The sequence below is a fragment of the Citrifermentans bremense genome (assembly GCF_014218275.1).
GTDB classification, from domain to species: domain Bacteria; phylum Desulfobacterota; class Desulfuromonadia; order Geobacterales; family Geobacteraceae; genus Geomonas; species Geomonas pelophila.
Map to the genome: position 1 here is coordinate 3,827,501 of NZ_AP023213.1, position 13,917 is coordinate 3,841,417.

Genomic DNA, 13,917 nt, shown 5'->3' on the forward strand with positions numbered 1-13,917 from the left:
ATGTCGGCAAGGGCCTGGAGCGTCAGCCGCTGTTCCTGGCGCAGACCACGCACCTTCTCACCGAGCTTCATCTCTCTGATTTCCTGCTTTATCTTCTCTTGCACGGCTCCCCCTCCCGGATATGACCCTCATGAATATATATGCAAAACGCCATCTGGCGTCAAGGGGTATTTGCAGCCACCCCCTCTCACCTCCGAAGCGGCGGAAGGGGTTGACATCAATCCTTTTTTTGGCTAGCCTTTACACTTCCTGCCCGAGCACCATCCCAAGGAGCGACAAATGAAAAGCATCAGACTCCTCGCTGTCTGCCTCATCGTCTCCACGTTAATGATTGCCTGCAAAAAAAAGGAGCAGGCTTCCTTCTACGAATCCGGCCGCAAGGAAACCGTCCCGGCGCCGGTCCAGGAAGTCCCCAAGGACATACTGATCACTCAGCAGGCCTTCACCACGCTGGTGAAGACCGTAACCCCCTCTGTGGTGAACATCTCCACCATAGGCAAGAAAAAGCTGGTACGCCCATTCTTCGAGTCGTCGCCTTTCTTCGACGAGTTCTTCGGTGAAAGCGTCCGTCCGCAGTACCGCAGGGAGCACAGCTTAGGCTCCGGCTTCATCCTCAACAAGGAAGGGTATATCGTAACCAACGACCACGTGGTGCGAGACGCTGAAACCATACAGGTCAAACTCTCCAACGAAAGCGTCTACAAGGGAAAGGTGATCGGGTCGGACCCGAAGACGGACATCGCGGTGATCAAGATCGACGCCAAGGAGCCTTTGCCGGCAGCAGTACTCGGGGACTCCAGCAAGCTGCAGGTAGGCCAGTGGGCCATAGCCATCGGTAACCCCTTCGGGCTGGACCGGACCGTGACCGTAGGCGTTGTCTCCGCGACCGGCAGGTCCAACATGGGAATAGAGACCTACGAGGATTTCATCCAGACCGACGCCTCCATCAACCCGGGCAACTCCGGGGGTCCGCTGCTCAACATCTACGGCGAGGTGATCGGGATCAACACCGCCATTGTCGCCGCCGGCCAGGGTATCGGCTTCGCCATTCCCGTCAACATGGCGAAGCAGGTGGTGACGCAGTTGATCAGTAAGGGGAACGTGAGCCGCGGCTGGCTCGGAGTCTCGATCCAGTCGGTCACCGAGGAGATGGCGAGTTCCTTCGGGCTTCCCAAGGCATACGGAGCCTTGGTGAACGATGTAGTGCCTGGCGGCCCCGCAGCGAAGGCCGGCGTCCTGCAGGGCGACGTCATCACGGGCTTTGCCGGGACAACGGTGAAGGACGTCCGCCAGTTGCAGCGCCTCGTCGCCGAAACCCCCATCGGCAAGAAGGTCCCGGTGGAACTGTATCGCGACGGCAAGAAGATCAACGTCCAGATAATCACCGCTCCTGCCGACAGCGCCCAGGCCCAGGCGCAGAGACCGGCCGATCGGGAAGCTGGGGCACTGGGGCTCTCGGTCGAGGAACTGGGGGCGGAGATGCGTTCCCGCGGCATTACGGGCGTGGTGGTAAGCGACCTCGAACCAGGGGGGATCGCGGAGGAGAGCGGCATCCAGCGCGGCGACATCATCGTCTCTGTGAACCAGCGCAAGGTGAAGAACCTCGCCGAGTACCAAAGGGCAATGGCAGACGCCAGCAAACGCGGCGCCGTGGCGCTATTGGTCAGGAGAGGCTCGGCCAGCATCTACTTCGCCCTAAAATTAAGATAGAATCTTGGGGAAAAACTGCGTATAGTGCGTTGCTGACATTCAGCACCGGGGAGCGATCCAATGAGTCTCATTGAAAATCCAGACCATGCCAGAAGACTCGCCAGAGCCATCGTTTCGGATGTGGCCCTCTACAACCGTGAGAAAGTGGAGCAGGGGATCAAGGACGACAACATCTTCGAAGTGCTGAACGACCAGCTGGCCGAGGGGCGGGAACATTTTGAGTCCCGGGTCAGTACCGAACTGGCGCAATCCAACATATTCGACATAGCTGTCGTCGATGTGCTGATCAAGCGGGCAGGGAAGATCGAATCCACCATCTGGTAGGCAAGCAGCAATTTACCCAGTGCAGCTATAACCCCGGGCGCGCTTCCTTTAGAAACGCGCCCTCGTTTTTTTTAACGGGAGTCCTACTCCCTGGAGAACCGACAGGCAATGGAACCGATTGAACTCACCTTCCCCAGCGACTCCGATCCGGAGCGGCTGGACAGCTTCATATCCCGCAGTATCCCCGAAGTGACCCGCTCGGCGGCGCTAAGGCTGATCGAGACAGGCTTTGCTACCGTCAACGGCGCAAAACAAAAACCCGCCCTGAAACTGAAGGGGGGCGAGGTGGTCCAGGTGGTGATACCGCCTCCGGTGCCGGCAGAGCCCCAGCCCGAGGAGATCCCCATCGAGGTGCTCTACGAGGATGCCGAGCTGGTGGTGGTGAACAAGGGGGCGGGGATGGTGGTGCATCCCGGTGCCGGCAACCCGGAAGGGACCCTGGTGAACGCGCTATTGGCCCACTGCAAGGACCTCTCCGGCATAGGCGGGGAACTGCGTCCCGGCATAGTGCACCGCATCGACAAGGACACATCGGGGACTCTGGTGGTGGCCAAGAGCGACCGGGCCCACAACGCCCTCGCCGAACAGTTCAAGGAGCACACCATCAAAAGGGTGTACCTGGCCCTCGTCTACGGCTCGCCCAAAGAGGACAAGGGGAAAATCGAGTCCACCATCGGCCGCCATCCCACCGACCGCAAGAAGATGTCCGCCAAGGCGCGCCACGGCAAGACGGCGGTGACCCACTGGAAGGTGGTGGCCCGCTATCCCGGCATCACCTTGATACGGCTTAGGCTCGAGACCGGCCGCACCCACCAGATCAGGGTGCATATGTCCGAGGCCGGGCACCCGCTTCTGGCGGACGAGGTGTACGGCGGCACGGGACGTCTGTCCGGCGTGCAGGACCCGGTGCTCAAACAGATGATCAAGTCGATGGGACGGCAGGCGCTGCACGCGAAGACGCTAGGCTTTCTGCACCCGGTCTCCGGGGAGTACCTGGAGTTCGACACGGAGCTTCCCGCGGACATGGCCGGCATCGTCGCTTACCTGGAAGAAAAGAACAGGGGCTAGGGGCTAGGGACTGGGGGCTGGTAAAACCAACCGCCTCCTGGACCCGGCTCCCTGGCATCACCCCTTATATACATAAAAAGAGGTGTCATACATGGAAATGCAAAAGGCAGGAAAGATCCAGTACCTGAAACCCGCCCTCAGCGCAGGCGGAGCCGTGGCCGGCTTCACCACCCGCCACGAGGGTGTTTCACGCCCGCCGTACAACTCGCTGAACCTCGGGAGCAACACCCTCGACTCCTCCCACAACGTCGAAGGAAACCGCAGCCTTCTGGCCCGAAGCCTCGGCTCCACCCTGGACCGCTTCCTTACGGTGAGCCAGGTGCACGGGACCGATCTGCTGGTGATCGACGCCCCCAACCCTGAGCTCTCCCACTTCCTGAAGCTCGAATGCGACGGCATCGTCACCAACCAGCCGGGGATCATGATCGCCATCTGCGTCGCCGACTGCGTCCCGATCCTTCTGCACGACCCGGTTAAGCGCGTGGTGGCGGCCCTGCACGCCGGATGGCAGGGAACTGTGGGGAACATAGTCGGCAAAGGGGTGGAGGCTATGACCACGCTGTTTGGCTGCGAGCGCAAGGACATCCGCGCAGCCATCGGCCCGCACATCTCCGGCTGCTGCTACGAAGTGGACCAGCCGGTCCGCGACGCCTTCAAGAAAGCGGGCGCCGCCTGGGACCTGGCCGCCAAGGAGCAGGGAGACGGCAAATGGCTGCTCGATTTGGGAGAAGCGAACCGGCTGCTGCTCAAGGATGCCGGGCTTCGCGCCGACCAGATCCAGTCCAGCGACCTCTGCGTCAGCTGCAACCAGGAGCTCTTCTTCTCCTACCGCCGCGACGGAGGGGATACCGGCAGGCAGGTGGGATTCATCATGCTGGAGGAAGAGCAATAAGCTGTGGCACTTACGGTAAGGTTCTGATATAAGACGGCATGGAAGTTAGAACCAGTTAGAGGAGGGCTTCATCCAGATGCGGACTTTTTTTAAGCTGGCCCTGTTGGCCGTAGCGATCTGCACCATGTTTGGCTGCGCGCACAACTATTACAACATCCCGCAGGAGACGCTTGAGAAGAAGGTGAAGACCATCGGGGTGGCCCCGATCTTCGTCGACCCCGACTCCGACATCAGGCACCCGAACAAGGACGCGATAGTCTCGCTGGTGCGGACCTACAACGCCAGGAACGAGAAGGAGCTTATCGCTCGACTGCGGGGGACCGGCATATTCTACGCGGTCAGGCAGGTTGACGGGGACCCGGCGCGGCTCTTCTCCACTCTCACCTGGAACAAGGAGAGACGGGACGACGCGGGGATCATCTACAACAAGTACTTCTACAAGAAGGACGAGTTGACGCAGCTGATGACGGACAACGGGCTCGACGCCATCCTCTTCGTCGCCGTGAGCGGGCTAACCAGGCAGGGTAAGGTCTTCTCCAGCAATTACCTCTCCTACCTGGACACGGACTTCAACTACCTGATCATGACCGCGCAGATGATCGACCGCGAAGGGAACACCGTCTGGGAGTACCCCAACTTCAGGAGGGCATCGCTGTCGTTCCCCCTGTTCTTCCCGCTGCAGTACCCCGACTTCGACGAGGCCGCTGCCAACCTGAGCGAGAAGGTGGACGTGAAGTTCAAGACCGTCGCCGGCGTCAACGCCGCCTTCGCCAAGACCGAGGCCTCCGCCATCGCCAACGCGCCGGAGGTTTCCGTCCTCTACGCGCGCCAGTTCGACGAGATGCTCGCGCTCCTGAAGACCTACAAGCCACTTTTCGCCAAGGAGAAGGAGAAGGAAGTTCCAGCTCCGGTGAGCGTTCCCGCAGGCTATGCCCCGGCCAAGGCACTGTCCCCGGTGACAGCGCCCGCAGCGCCGCAGGCCCCGACCGCAGCTGCGCCTGCTCCCGCCGCACCGGCCGCACCGGCCGCACCGGCACCCGCGCCGCTTAAGACCGCCCCGGTGCAACTTGCGCCGGGCGAAATCGTCCCGGAGGAGCCGCCGGCGAAGTAATCCCCCTCGCCATCCCCTGACGCCAAGGCTGCGGGGGACAAGGAAAAAAAAGGCGGCACCGGACAATCCCGGCGCCGCCTTTTCATATTGTACCGGGGCAGCTGCCCCAACTATCAAAGTTCCTCGTAATCCTCCGGATCTTCGGCCTCATCGGTCGCGAGCTCCGCCTCTTCCTCGTCGTCGTAATCCTCGTCTGTTACCCGCTCCAAAAAGGCCTTGTTGCTTTCGATCAGCCTGCGAACCTCGTTGGCAAGCTCATCCAGGTCGTCGTGCCCCAAACTCACGCTTCGCCCCCCTTGCGCTGCAGAGCCCTCTTGTAGAGCTCCAGGTATTTATGCACCGAGTGCTGCCAGGAGTAGTCGCTGCTCATGCCGCGGCGCATCAACTTTTTCCAGAACACCTTGTCCTTGTAGGCGGTCATGGCCCGGCTCATCGCCTCCCAAAGCGCGTCGGCGGTGTACTCCTCGAAGACGAACCCGTTCGGGGTCTTGTCGTTGTCCTGCGGGTCGAATACGCTGTCGGCGAGCCCCCCGGTGCGGCGCACGACCGGCACCGTCCCGTACCGCATGGCGATCAGTTGCCCGAGTCCGCATGGCTCGAAGAAGGAAGGCATGAGGAACATGTCGGCCCCGGCGTAGATCTTGGGCGCCAAGGCATGGTCAAAGCCGCTGGTGAAGGCTATGTTGCGCGCGCCGGCCGCCTTTATCTCGTTGAACGCCTTGGTGTAGCGCTCCTCGCCGTTGCCCAGAAGAACCAGTTGCATCGGCGCCTTGGCCATGACCGGAAGGAGCTCCGCGATCAGGTCGAACCCCTTCTGCGCCACCATGCGCGACACCATGCCGAAGAGCGGAATCTCCGGGGAGCTGGGAAGCCCCACCAGTCTTTGCAGCCCGATCTTGTCCACCATCTTGCCGGAAAGGGAGGCATGGCTGTAATTCTTCATGATCTCCTTGTCCATGGCCGGGTTCCATTCGTCGTAGTCCAGCCCGTTCAGGATCCCGACCAGGTCTTCCTTGCGGGTCTGCAGCACGCCATGCAGACCGCACCCCATTTCAGGGGTCTGGATTTCCCGGCAGTATGCCTCGGAGACGGTGGTGACCAGGTCGGCGCTCAGTATCCCCCCCTTCAAGAGGTTCACCTTGCCGTAGAACTCCAGGCCGTCGATGGTGAAGCACTCCCTGGAGAGCCCCATGGAGTTGAGTTCCTCCTTGGGGAAGAGCCCCTGGTAGGCCAGGTTGTGGATGGTGAAGACGATCCCGGTTCTGGCGAAGAATGGGTCGTTCTTCCTCTCGTGCTTCAGGTAGTGCGGTATCAGCGCGGTCTGCCAGTCATGGCAGTGTATGATGTCCGGACGGAAATCCATCTTCTTCAAGAGCTCGAGCACGCAGCGGCAGAAGAAGGAGAAGCGCTCGGCGTTGTCGGGATAATCGCCGCTGGGGGTTCCGTAGAGTTCTTCGCGGGAGAAGTACTCCTTGTTCTCGATCAGGTATACCGGTATCTCCCCCAGGGAGGCCTGACGCAGGAAGCCCTTTTTCTCGACGCCGTCAACCATGACCGACGCGCTCTTTCTCCCTTTGCGCACCGCCATACCGCCGCGCTCCACCACCGTGTAGAAGGGCATCATGATGCGGATGTCATGGCCGAGATTTTTTAGCGTCTTGGGAAGGGCGCTGGCCACGTCGGCTAAACCGCCGGTTTTGGCAAAGGGGGTGACCTCCGACGCCACAAACAAAATCTTCATGTAAAACCTCTAAGACCCTGAAATTATAAGGGATATGTTAGATTAATAGTTCCATTAGGTAAAGGTTTTTCTGTTAATGATTATAATGAGCCTCGCATCCCGACTCCGGGGAGGTGCAGACCAGGGGCAGCGCCGCATCGGCGGGCCAGCGCCCGACTTCGGTCCCGGCGCGGGTAACGCAGAGGTAGCAAAGCACCGTCCCCTCCCCCCCGGGGCACAGGGGGAAGAGCGGAACTCGCGCGCCTGCGCTGCGCCCAAGGAAATAACGGCCGATGCTTCCGCTTCCCTGCCAGGTCCCGTCCTTGAGCACCTGCAACTCCCCCTCCCCCTCCCCCAACTGCACGTCCAGGCGCCACTCCCCGGCGCCGAGCAGGTGCAGCGAGAGCGAGTCCTCGGGGCGCAATACTGTCTCCAGCGGCTGCACTCCCTCGATGCGGAAATAGAAGTACTCCAGATCGTAGGCGTAGTAGAAGGACTGCAACAGGTTGTCGCTGTGGTGCATCGCTCCCCCCTGCCGGGTCAGGTCGTAGAGCCCCGCCGAGAGCCACTCGAAGTAGTCGTTCCCCACCTCGGATATGGACGGGGTGACCAGCCCCGCGGGAGCGCGCACGAACCCTGGCGGGCGCTCCTTCTTTATCGGCCGGTGCAGTTCGTCGGGGACCTCGAGTGCCAGCAGCTGGTAGACGCTCATCAGGTGGCTGCGAAACAGCAGGTCGAACCTTCCGGCGTGGGGGGAGAAGTGGTCGTCGCCGTACCACCAGAACCAGTCGCTCCCCTGCGCCGCGTAAAGGGCCATGCAGGCCTGGCGCGCGGCCTCGTCGCCGCTCTCCCCCCCGGCCAGAAGCGTCGCCACCGCCGGGCTTTTCTGTACCGCCGCGGCACGCGCCTTGGCGATGTACTCCCAGCCGAGGTTCTCCTCGGGTTTCCCGATCCAGATGCCGTAGTCGGCGTTGATCCAGGAGCCAGGATGGACGTGCTCCAGGACGCGCCGCTCGCCGCTGTGCCGCAACACCTCCGAGAAGGTCGCGAGCTTCACCCCGGTGGTCTGCGCCAGGGCCGCGTAGAGCCGGGAGAGGAAGGGAAAGCCGTTGTCCTGGTAGTGCTCCCAGGCGTTCTCGCCATCGAGGATCACCGGCACCACCTGCGCCTGGCGGCTGCGCTGCCTGACCTCCTTCACCCGCCCCACGAAGTCCGCAACCGCCCTTTCCGTCTCCCACTGGGAATAGCTGAAACCGATCAGGTCCGACAGCCCCTGGTCCCGGAAAAAGAGAGCGATCTCGCGGCCATCCTCACTGAAGGTGTAGGGGTGGTACAACGGCTCCCGCTCACGCGCGAGCCCACCCGGCAGGGTGTGGGCCAGCACCCATTCGTCTGAAGCGGTCCAGGAAAGCCCCGTCTGCGCCATGATGCCGAGCGCCTCGTCGCTCACCGACCCTTCCGAGGGCCAGATCCCCGTGGGGGGGAAGCCGAAGAGGCGCTCGAAGCTGGCGATCGCGTGCAGCAACTGGGCCCTTGCGTCCTCAGGGTAGCAGAAGGGGATACTGGGGAGCTTCGCCTTGGGAAGGGCGACCCGCGCGATCCCCGAGTCGCAAAGAAGCGGCAGGATCGGGTGAAAGTAGGGGGTGACCGAAAGCTCGACCTTCCCTTCCTGGTGCAGCTTCTTGTAAAGGGGTATCACCTGGGAGATCAGCTCGCGCTGCGCCTCGAAGAGCAGGTCCTTGTCCTCCTGGGTGAAACTGCCCCCCTTGCGGATCAGCTCCCTGAAGACGGGGAAGCGCCGCCTCGCCGCCTCGCCGGTCCAGGTGAGGTAGAACCAGACCTGGAGGTCCAGGAGGTCCTGGTCGGAAAAGGAGTCAAGGCGCAGAGCGGCCGCCCCCGGGGCGCCCTCCCCGGCCCGCGCGAAAAGCTCCCGGTAGCGGGGGTGCGGCTCGATCATGCGCCGCCGGTTGGCGGAGAAGAAGTTCTCCAGGATGAAGAGCCGATCGGCCGCGTCGAGCTCGGCGGGCGAGCGGCGGGCGCGGGCCAGGAACGGGTCCACCGCCTTCCCCTGGGCGTAGTCGAGGATCTGCTCCAAAAGCGAGGGGACCAGGTTGAACACCACCTTGGCGCCTTCGACCGCATCGACGATGGCCGGCATGTCGTAGTAGTCCTTCACCGCATGCAGGTAGGCCCAGGGGAGGACGTACTCCCCCCGGACCGGATCCTTGTAGAAAGGCTGGTGCATGTGCCAGAGAAACGACACGTACAGTGGCTCGGTCATCATCACCCCTTTGCGGCGGCTGGCGCCCCTGCCGCCCCGCCCCCAAGCACGCTATTGGCCCAGCTCCTTCTTCCAGTTTTCCACTTTCTGCATGTACTCAGCGAGGAGCTTCTCCGCCCGCCTCTGCTCCTTCGCTTCGGCGACCACGTGGATCACGGGCTGGTACTGGTCCGGCAGCACCAGAACCCAGTCGTTGACGAAGGAGACCTTGATGCCGTCGATGAAGCTCGCCTCCTTGTCGAGGCTGTCCTCGCTCATCTTGCGCATGATCCCGCCCTTCTTCTCCCAGACGCAGGGGACCTTTCCCTGCAAAAAGGAGCTGCGCGGCACTTCCTTCAGGACACTGGATAGGGGTAGGCCGACGGCGGTGGAAAGCTCGATGGTCTTCGCCACGGTGAACATGCCGTCGAAGGCCGCCTGGAACTTCGGGAAGGCGAAACGCCCCCCCATCGATCCGGCCATGATCACCTCCGGCGAGATGGACGCCTCGATCATGGAGCGCTCCATGCTCTTCGTGCGGCGCACAGAAGAGCCGTTTTCCTGAGCCAGCTGCTCGATGACCGAAGGTGCCGAGACCGGGACGGCAAGGGCGCCCCGGGCGCCGCTTTTCAGCATGAGCGCGGTCATGAGACAGAGGAGCTCCTCCGGCGCGTAGATCCTGCCGGTCTCGTCCACGAGGACGATTTCCTCGGCGGTCGGGTCGAGCCAGAAGCCGGCCCTTGCCTCCAGCGTCACCACGATCTTCGCGAGCTGCTGCAGGGAATTCGGCTTCTCGTCCAGCGTCTTCGCGCCGCGCTGCTCGTCCAGGTAGGTGTTGAGCCCGATCACCTCGCACCCCAGATCGTTCAGTATCTGCGGCAGAATCTGCCCCGCCGGGGAGTGGTTGAAGTCGATCACCACCTTGGCGCCTGCCCCCCTGATCACCTGCTGGTCCAGGCCGCGGAAGAACCCCTCGCGGTAGAAATCCATCACCTGCGGCAGCTCGGTGATCCCCCCCGGCTCCATGTAATGGGCGCGCCTGAAGTTTTCCTTGTAGAAGATCCTCTCCACGTTTTTCCCCATGGAGGAGGAGAAATCGAGCCCGTCCGCGTCCAGAAAGACGATCTCGGTGGTGGCCGGATCATCGGTGGACTGGCGGAAATGCACCCCCCCCACCTCGCCGAAGGTGCGCAGCTTGTAGCGCAGGATCGGGAGCGAAACCATCTTGATGTCGCGCACATTGACCCCGGCGGAGAGGATCCCCCCCAAAAAGCTTCGCTTCAGCATGCGGGAGGAGAGGGTGGCGTCACGGCCGACGAGGACGTGGCTCCCCTTGGGGAGCGAGGTGCCGTACGCGCAGCCGAGCTTGGCCACGAACTCCGGTGTGAGCTCGATGTTGGTGAGCCCCTTGATCATCTCCCCCTCGAAGAGCGACTTCTTCCAGCGCTCCCCCCAGATGAGGTTGCCGGTCACGGTGGAGCCGGACTCGATCACCTTGCGGGGCCAGATCTTCACGTCCCTTTTGATGTAGCTTTCCTCGCCTATGGAGGTGTCGTCTGCGACTACCCCACCCTCTTCCATGGTGGTGGCGGGGCCTACGCTCACGTTGTTGCAGATGACGCAGTCGGTGATCTTAGCCCCCTTCTTGATGTAGACGTTGTCCCAGATGACGGCGCGGGAGAGCTTCACCCCCGGCTCGATGGTGCAGTTGCGTCCGATCACGCTGTCCTTGATCTGGCTGCCCCCCTTGACCTGGGAGTTGTCCCCCACCACCACGGTCCCCTCGACCGCCGTCCCCTCACCGAGCTTCACGTCGAGCCCAAGGCGCAGGTCCGCCCCCGCCATCTCCCGCCGGGACTCGTCCACCTTGACGCTGACCTTCCCCTTCAGTATGTCGTGGTGCGCCTCGCGGTAGGAGTCGGTATTGCCGATGTCGCGCCAGTACCCCTTGACCGGGAAGCCGAAGAGCGCCGACTTCTTCTTCAAGAGGAGCGGGAAGAGGTCCTGCGAGAAGTCGAAGTTCTCCCCCTCGGGGATGTACTTGAAGATCTCGGGCTCGAGCACGTAGATCCCGGTGTTGATGGTGTCCGAGATCACCTCGCCCCACCCCGGCTTCTCCAGGAACTGGGTGATCCGCTTCTCCTTGTCCGTGATCACCACGCCGAACTGCAGCGGGTCCTTCACCGAGGTGAGGGTGATGGTGGCAAGGGCCTTGTTGCTCTCGTGGAAGTCGATCACCTTCTGCAGGTTGAAGTCGGTTAGCAGGTCGCCGCTTATGATCAGGAAGCGCTCGTCCAGGTACTTCTCCGCGCATTTCACCGCCCCCGCGGTACCCATGTCCTCAAGGGGGGTGACGTAGGTGATCCTGACGCCAAGGTCGGCGCCGTCCCGGAAGAAGTTCTTGATCACGCTAGGCTGGTGGTAGAGCAGCATGACGAGGTCGGTGATCTGGTATTTCTTCAAAAGTTCCACGATGTGAAGCATGATGGGACGGTTCATCAGCGGAACCATCGGCTTGGGGATGTTGCAGGTAAGCGGCTGCATGCGGGTGCCAAATCCTCCCGCCATAATGACTGCCTTCATAGAAACCCTCCAGAGATAACCGCAAAGTCAGATTAAGATTGAGCTTAAGGGCCGGGCAGGATCGCGGGTCAGGTAAACGCCGCCTTCTGCCTCTTGGCAAGAACCCGGGAGATCTCGTCCTTCAACTCCTGCAGGTCGCTCGACTTCACCACGTAACCGTCGGCAAGCCAGGCGGAGAAGTCATCCTTGTAACAGGAAAAGGCGGTGCAAAGGATCACCGGGAGGGTGTGCCGCTCCTTGACGATGCGCTGCAAAAGCTCGATGCCGCTTTCGTTTTTCAACTTGATATCGATGACGGCCAGGTCGAAGCTGTCAGATTCGAGTTTCTCCACCGCCTCCAGGGCCGAGGCGGCAGTCACCACGGAATAACCTTCGTCGCTTAACTCCTGCGCGTACAAAAGCCTGATATTCGCCTCGTCATCGACCACCAGCAGTTTTGCCATGTCAGATATTCTCCTTTCTCGTCAAGAGCCTGATGCTATAGGTATTGCCGCCGCCGGGACGGCTATATATGGTCAGGGAATTCCCCTGGCGCTCCAGGATCGACTTGCAAAGGGAAAGCCCCCCCCCCTCCCCCAGCTCCTGGGTCTGGAAAAACGGTGCGGTGAGCGCCTCCTGGGCGGTCTGGGTCAGGGGCTTGCCGCTGTCGCTGATCCGCAGCATCACGCCGTCGCCGTCGTTCAAGCTCTCCACGGTGAGCTCCCCCCCCTGCTCCATGCACGCCAGCGCCGTAGACGTGATGGTCTTCAGGCAGTAGCTGATCTGCTTGTAGTCGATGCGCACCATGGGAAGGTCGGAGGAGAGCTCCTGGCGGCAAACCACCTCCGCCTGCTCCATGGCCCCTTCCAGCTCGGCCAGGGCCTTGGTCACAAGCTCGTTCAGGTCCCAGAAGTCGGTGACCGGGAAGAGCGACTCCGAGTAATCCAGCACTTCGGACAGGACGTCTTCCAGCTGCCGGGTCTCGCGCACGATCGATTCGAGGTAGCTCCTTTTCTCGTCGTCCTCGGCGCTTCCCTTCAAAAGGGTGCGGGCGAAGCCGCCGATCACCATGAGCGGGTTGCGGATCGAGTGCGCGATGCTGGAGGTGATCTTCCCCACCAGCGCCATCTTCTCCATCTTCACTATCAGTTCCTGCTGCTCGCGCAGCTTCAGATTCGCCGACTTCTGCTTGGCGACTTCCTCCTGGAGCCGCTCGTAGAGCGAGGCGCGCTCCAGCGCGAAGGCGACCGGGAAGGCGAAGGTTTCCAGGGACTGCATGTCCTGCAGGGTGATCGGCTTTTGCGTGATGCAGTTGTCGGCGATGATCACGCCGATGCGGCGGTTACGGGAAATGAGGGGCATGATGAGGAAGCAGTCGACGCCCAGTATGCGGGCCAGCCCCCGGTCGAGGTCCGGGTTGTTCAGCGCGTTCTCCACCAGGATGGGCTTTTTCCCCTGCAGGGCGCGGTTGAAGATGTGCCCCTGGTCGGCCAGCGGCACGGTGAGCTGGCTCAGGATGTCGTGGAACTTCACCTTTTCGTAGCTGAGCTTGGTCTTCTGGAAGTCGCGCGCCAGTTCCTTGAGGGTGAAGTTGCTGCGGCCGATGTCCTCCCAGGTCCGCCACGCCTCCTCGTAGTCGCGGGGCCCGACGCCGAGGTAGCCCCGGATGTGGCGGCGCTCCTTGTCTGTCATGAGCAGGAAGGCGCGGTTCATGCCGAACCCCTTTCCCGCCGTGATCGCCGTCATGGCGATGGAGAGTACCTCGTCGAGGTCGAGGGAGGTCTGCAGCACGATGCCGACCTCGCGCAGAAACTTGATCTCGCGGGTCTTGCTGTTCAAAAAGCTCAGCATCGCTTCCATCTGCGCCTTTTGTTCCTGAAACTCGGTCAGTATGAAAGGAAGGACGTCAGAGAGCGGGGAACCGGAGCCTTTCATCCGGGCCAGGTCGTTTTTGAAGCGGGGGCACTCCACACACTTCTCCACCACCCTGCGGCGGTGCGATGTGTAAAGATCCTCCTCCCCCTCCCCCACATAGGGGCAGTTCTCCGGCTCGACCTCTTCCCTGCTCCAGCAACATTCCCAATCCAAGCTACCTCCAGGAAACCAACTTCATGATCTGGACACCGCGGAAACGGGCAAATTATAGCAGCCTCTTTCGTCATATCAAGCGCATTCTGCGCTTTTCGATAAAAATGTTAATTAATATTTTAGATTCAAACGCTTGAAGCGCGGCTTCCGTGCCGGGGGCGCCGGTTGCGCCGTGAGAGGCG

The 13,917-nt window shown here is 61.8% G+C and carries 12 protein-coding genes (1 of these 12 running past the window's edge); 5 read left to right on the forward strand and 7 right to left on the reverse strand.

Going from position 1 to position 13,917, the window contains the following annotated elements:
* A protein-coding gene (locus tag GEOBRER4_RS16955; RefSeq protein WP_226377818.1) for a helix-turn-helix domain-containing protein crosses the window boundary here: on the reverse strand, positions 1-104 show its 5' portion. The gene continues 496 nt to the left of window position 1, outside the view; only the first 104 of its 600 coding nucleotides appear in the window; the start codon lies at positions 102-104; its stop codon lies off the left edge, out of view.
* A gap of 175 nt (positions 105-279) precedes the next feature.
* On the opposite strand from GEOBRER4_RS16955, the gene GEOBRER4_RS16960 reads away from it, so the two are divergent.
* From GEOBRER4_RS16960 to GEOBRER4_RS16980, 5 genes are all read left to right on the forward strand, one after another.
* A complete protein-coding gene (locus GEOBRER4_RS16960) occupies positions 280-1,710 on the forward strand; it encodes a DegQ family serine endoprotease (RefSeq protein WP_185243253.1) in 1,431 nt (476 codons plus the stop codon).
* A gap of 60 nt (positions 1,711-1,770) precedes the next feature.
* Positions 1,771-2,034, forward strand: coding sequence for a hypothetical protein (locus tag GEOBRER4_RS16965; protein WP_085815058.1), 264 nt, complete (start codon positions 1,771-1,773; stop codon positions 2,032-2,034).
* A 108-nt stretch (positions 2,035-2,142) separates the two neighbouring features.
* Complete coding sequence (locus GEOBRER4_RS16970) at positions 2,143-3,102, forward strand: RluA family pseudouridine synthase (RefSeq protein WP_185243254.1); 960 nt, start codon at positions 2,143-2,145, stop codon at positions 3,100-3,102.
* 91 nt (positions 3,103-3,193) lie between these two features.
* Positions 3,194-3,994, forward strand: a complete 801-nt coding sequence (pgeF, locus tag GEOBRER4_RS16975; protein ID WP_185243255.1) for a peptidoglycan editing factor PgeF — start codon at positions 3,194-3,196, stop codon at positions 3,992-3,994.
* 76 nt (positions 3,995-4,070) lie between these two features.
* The gene (locus GEOBRER4_RS16980) at positions 4,071-5,105 is read left to right on the forward strand and encodes a hypothetical protein (protein ID WP_185243256.1); all 1,035 of its coding nucleotides are present in this window, start codon (positions 4,071-4,073) and stop codon (positions 5,103-5,105) included.
* 113 nt (positions 5,106-5,218) lie between these two features.
* On the opposite strand, the gene GEOBRER4_RS16985 is transcribed toward GEOBRER4_RS16980, so the two are convergent.
* From GEOBRER4_RS16985 to GEOBRER4_RS17010, 6 genes are all read right to left on the reverse strand, one after another.
* A complete protein-coding gene (locus tag GEOBRER4_RS16985) occupies positions 5,219-5,389 on the reverse strand; it encodes a hypothetical protein (RefSeq protein WP_162843135.1) in 171 nt (56 codons plus the stop codon).
* On the reverse strand, positions 5,386-6,846 hold the full coding sequence (gene glgA / locus GEOBRER4_RS16990) for a glycogen synthase GlgA (RefSeq protein ID WP_185243257.1): 1,461 nt from the start codon (positions 6,844-6,846) through the stop codon (positions 5,386-5,388). The genes GEOBRER4_RS16985 and glgA overlap by 4 nt, the downstream gene beginning before the upstream one ends.
* Before the next feature lie 73 nt (positions 6,847-6,919).
* The gene (locus GEOBRER4_RS16995; RefSeq protein ID WP_185243258.1) at positions 6,920-9,106 is read right to left on the reverse strand and encodes a glycoside hydrolase family 57 protein; all 2,187 of its coding nucleotides are present in this window, start codon (positions 9,104-9,106) and stop codon (positions 6,920-6,922) included.
* Between the two features lie 51 nt (positions 9,107-9,157).
* Positions 9,158-11,668 (reverse strand): mannose-1-phosphate guanyltransferase, encoded by a 2,511-nt coding sequence (locus GEOBRER4_RS17000; RefSeq protein ID WP_185243259.1) that lies wholly within the window; start codon positions 11,666-11,668, stop codon positions 9,158-9,160.
* A 68-nt stretch (positions 11,669-11,736) separates the two neighbouring features.
* The gene (locus tag GEOBRER4_RS17005) at positions 11,737-12,111 is read right to left on the reverse strand and encodes a response regulator (RefSeq protein WP_185243260.1); all 375 of its coding nucleotides are present in this window, start codon (positions 12,109-12,111) and stop codon (positions 11,737-11,739) included.
* A 1-nt stretch (position 12,112) separates the two neighbouring features.
* On the reverse strand, positions 12,113-13,735 hold the full coding sequence (locus GEOBRER4_RS17010; protein WP_185243261.1) for a GAF domain-containing sensor histidine kinase: 1,623 nt from the start codon (positions 13,733-13,735) through the stop codon (positions 12,113-12,115).
* Positions 13,736-13,917 lie beyond the last annotated feature (182 nt).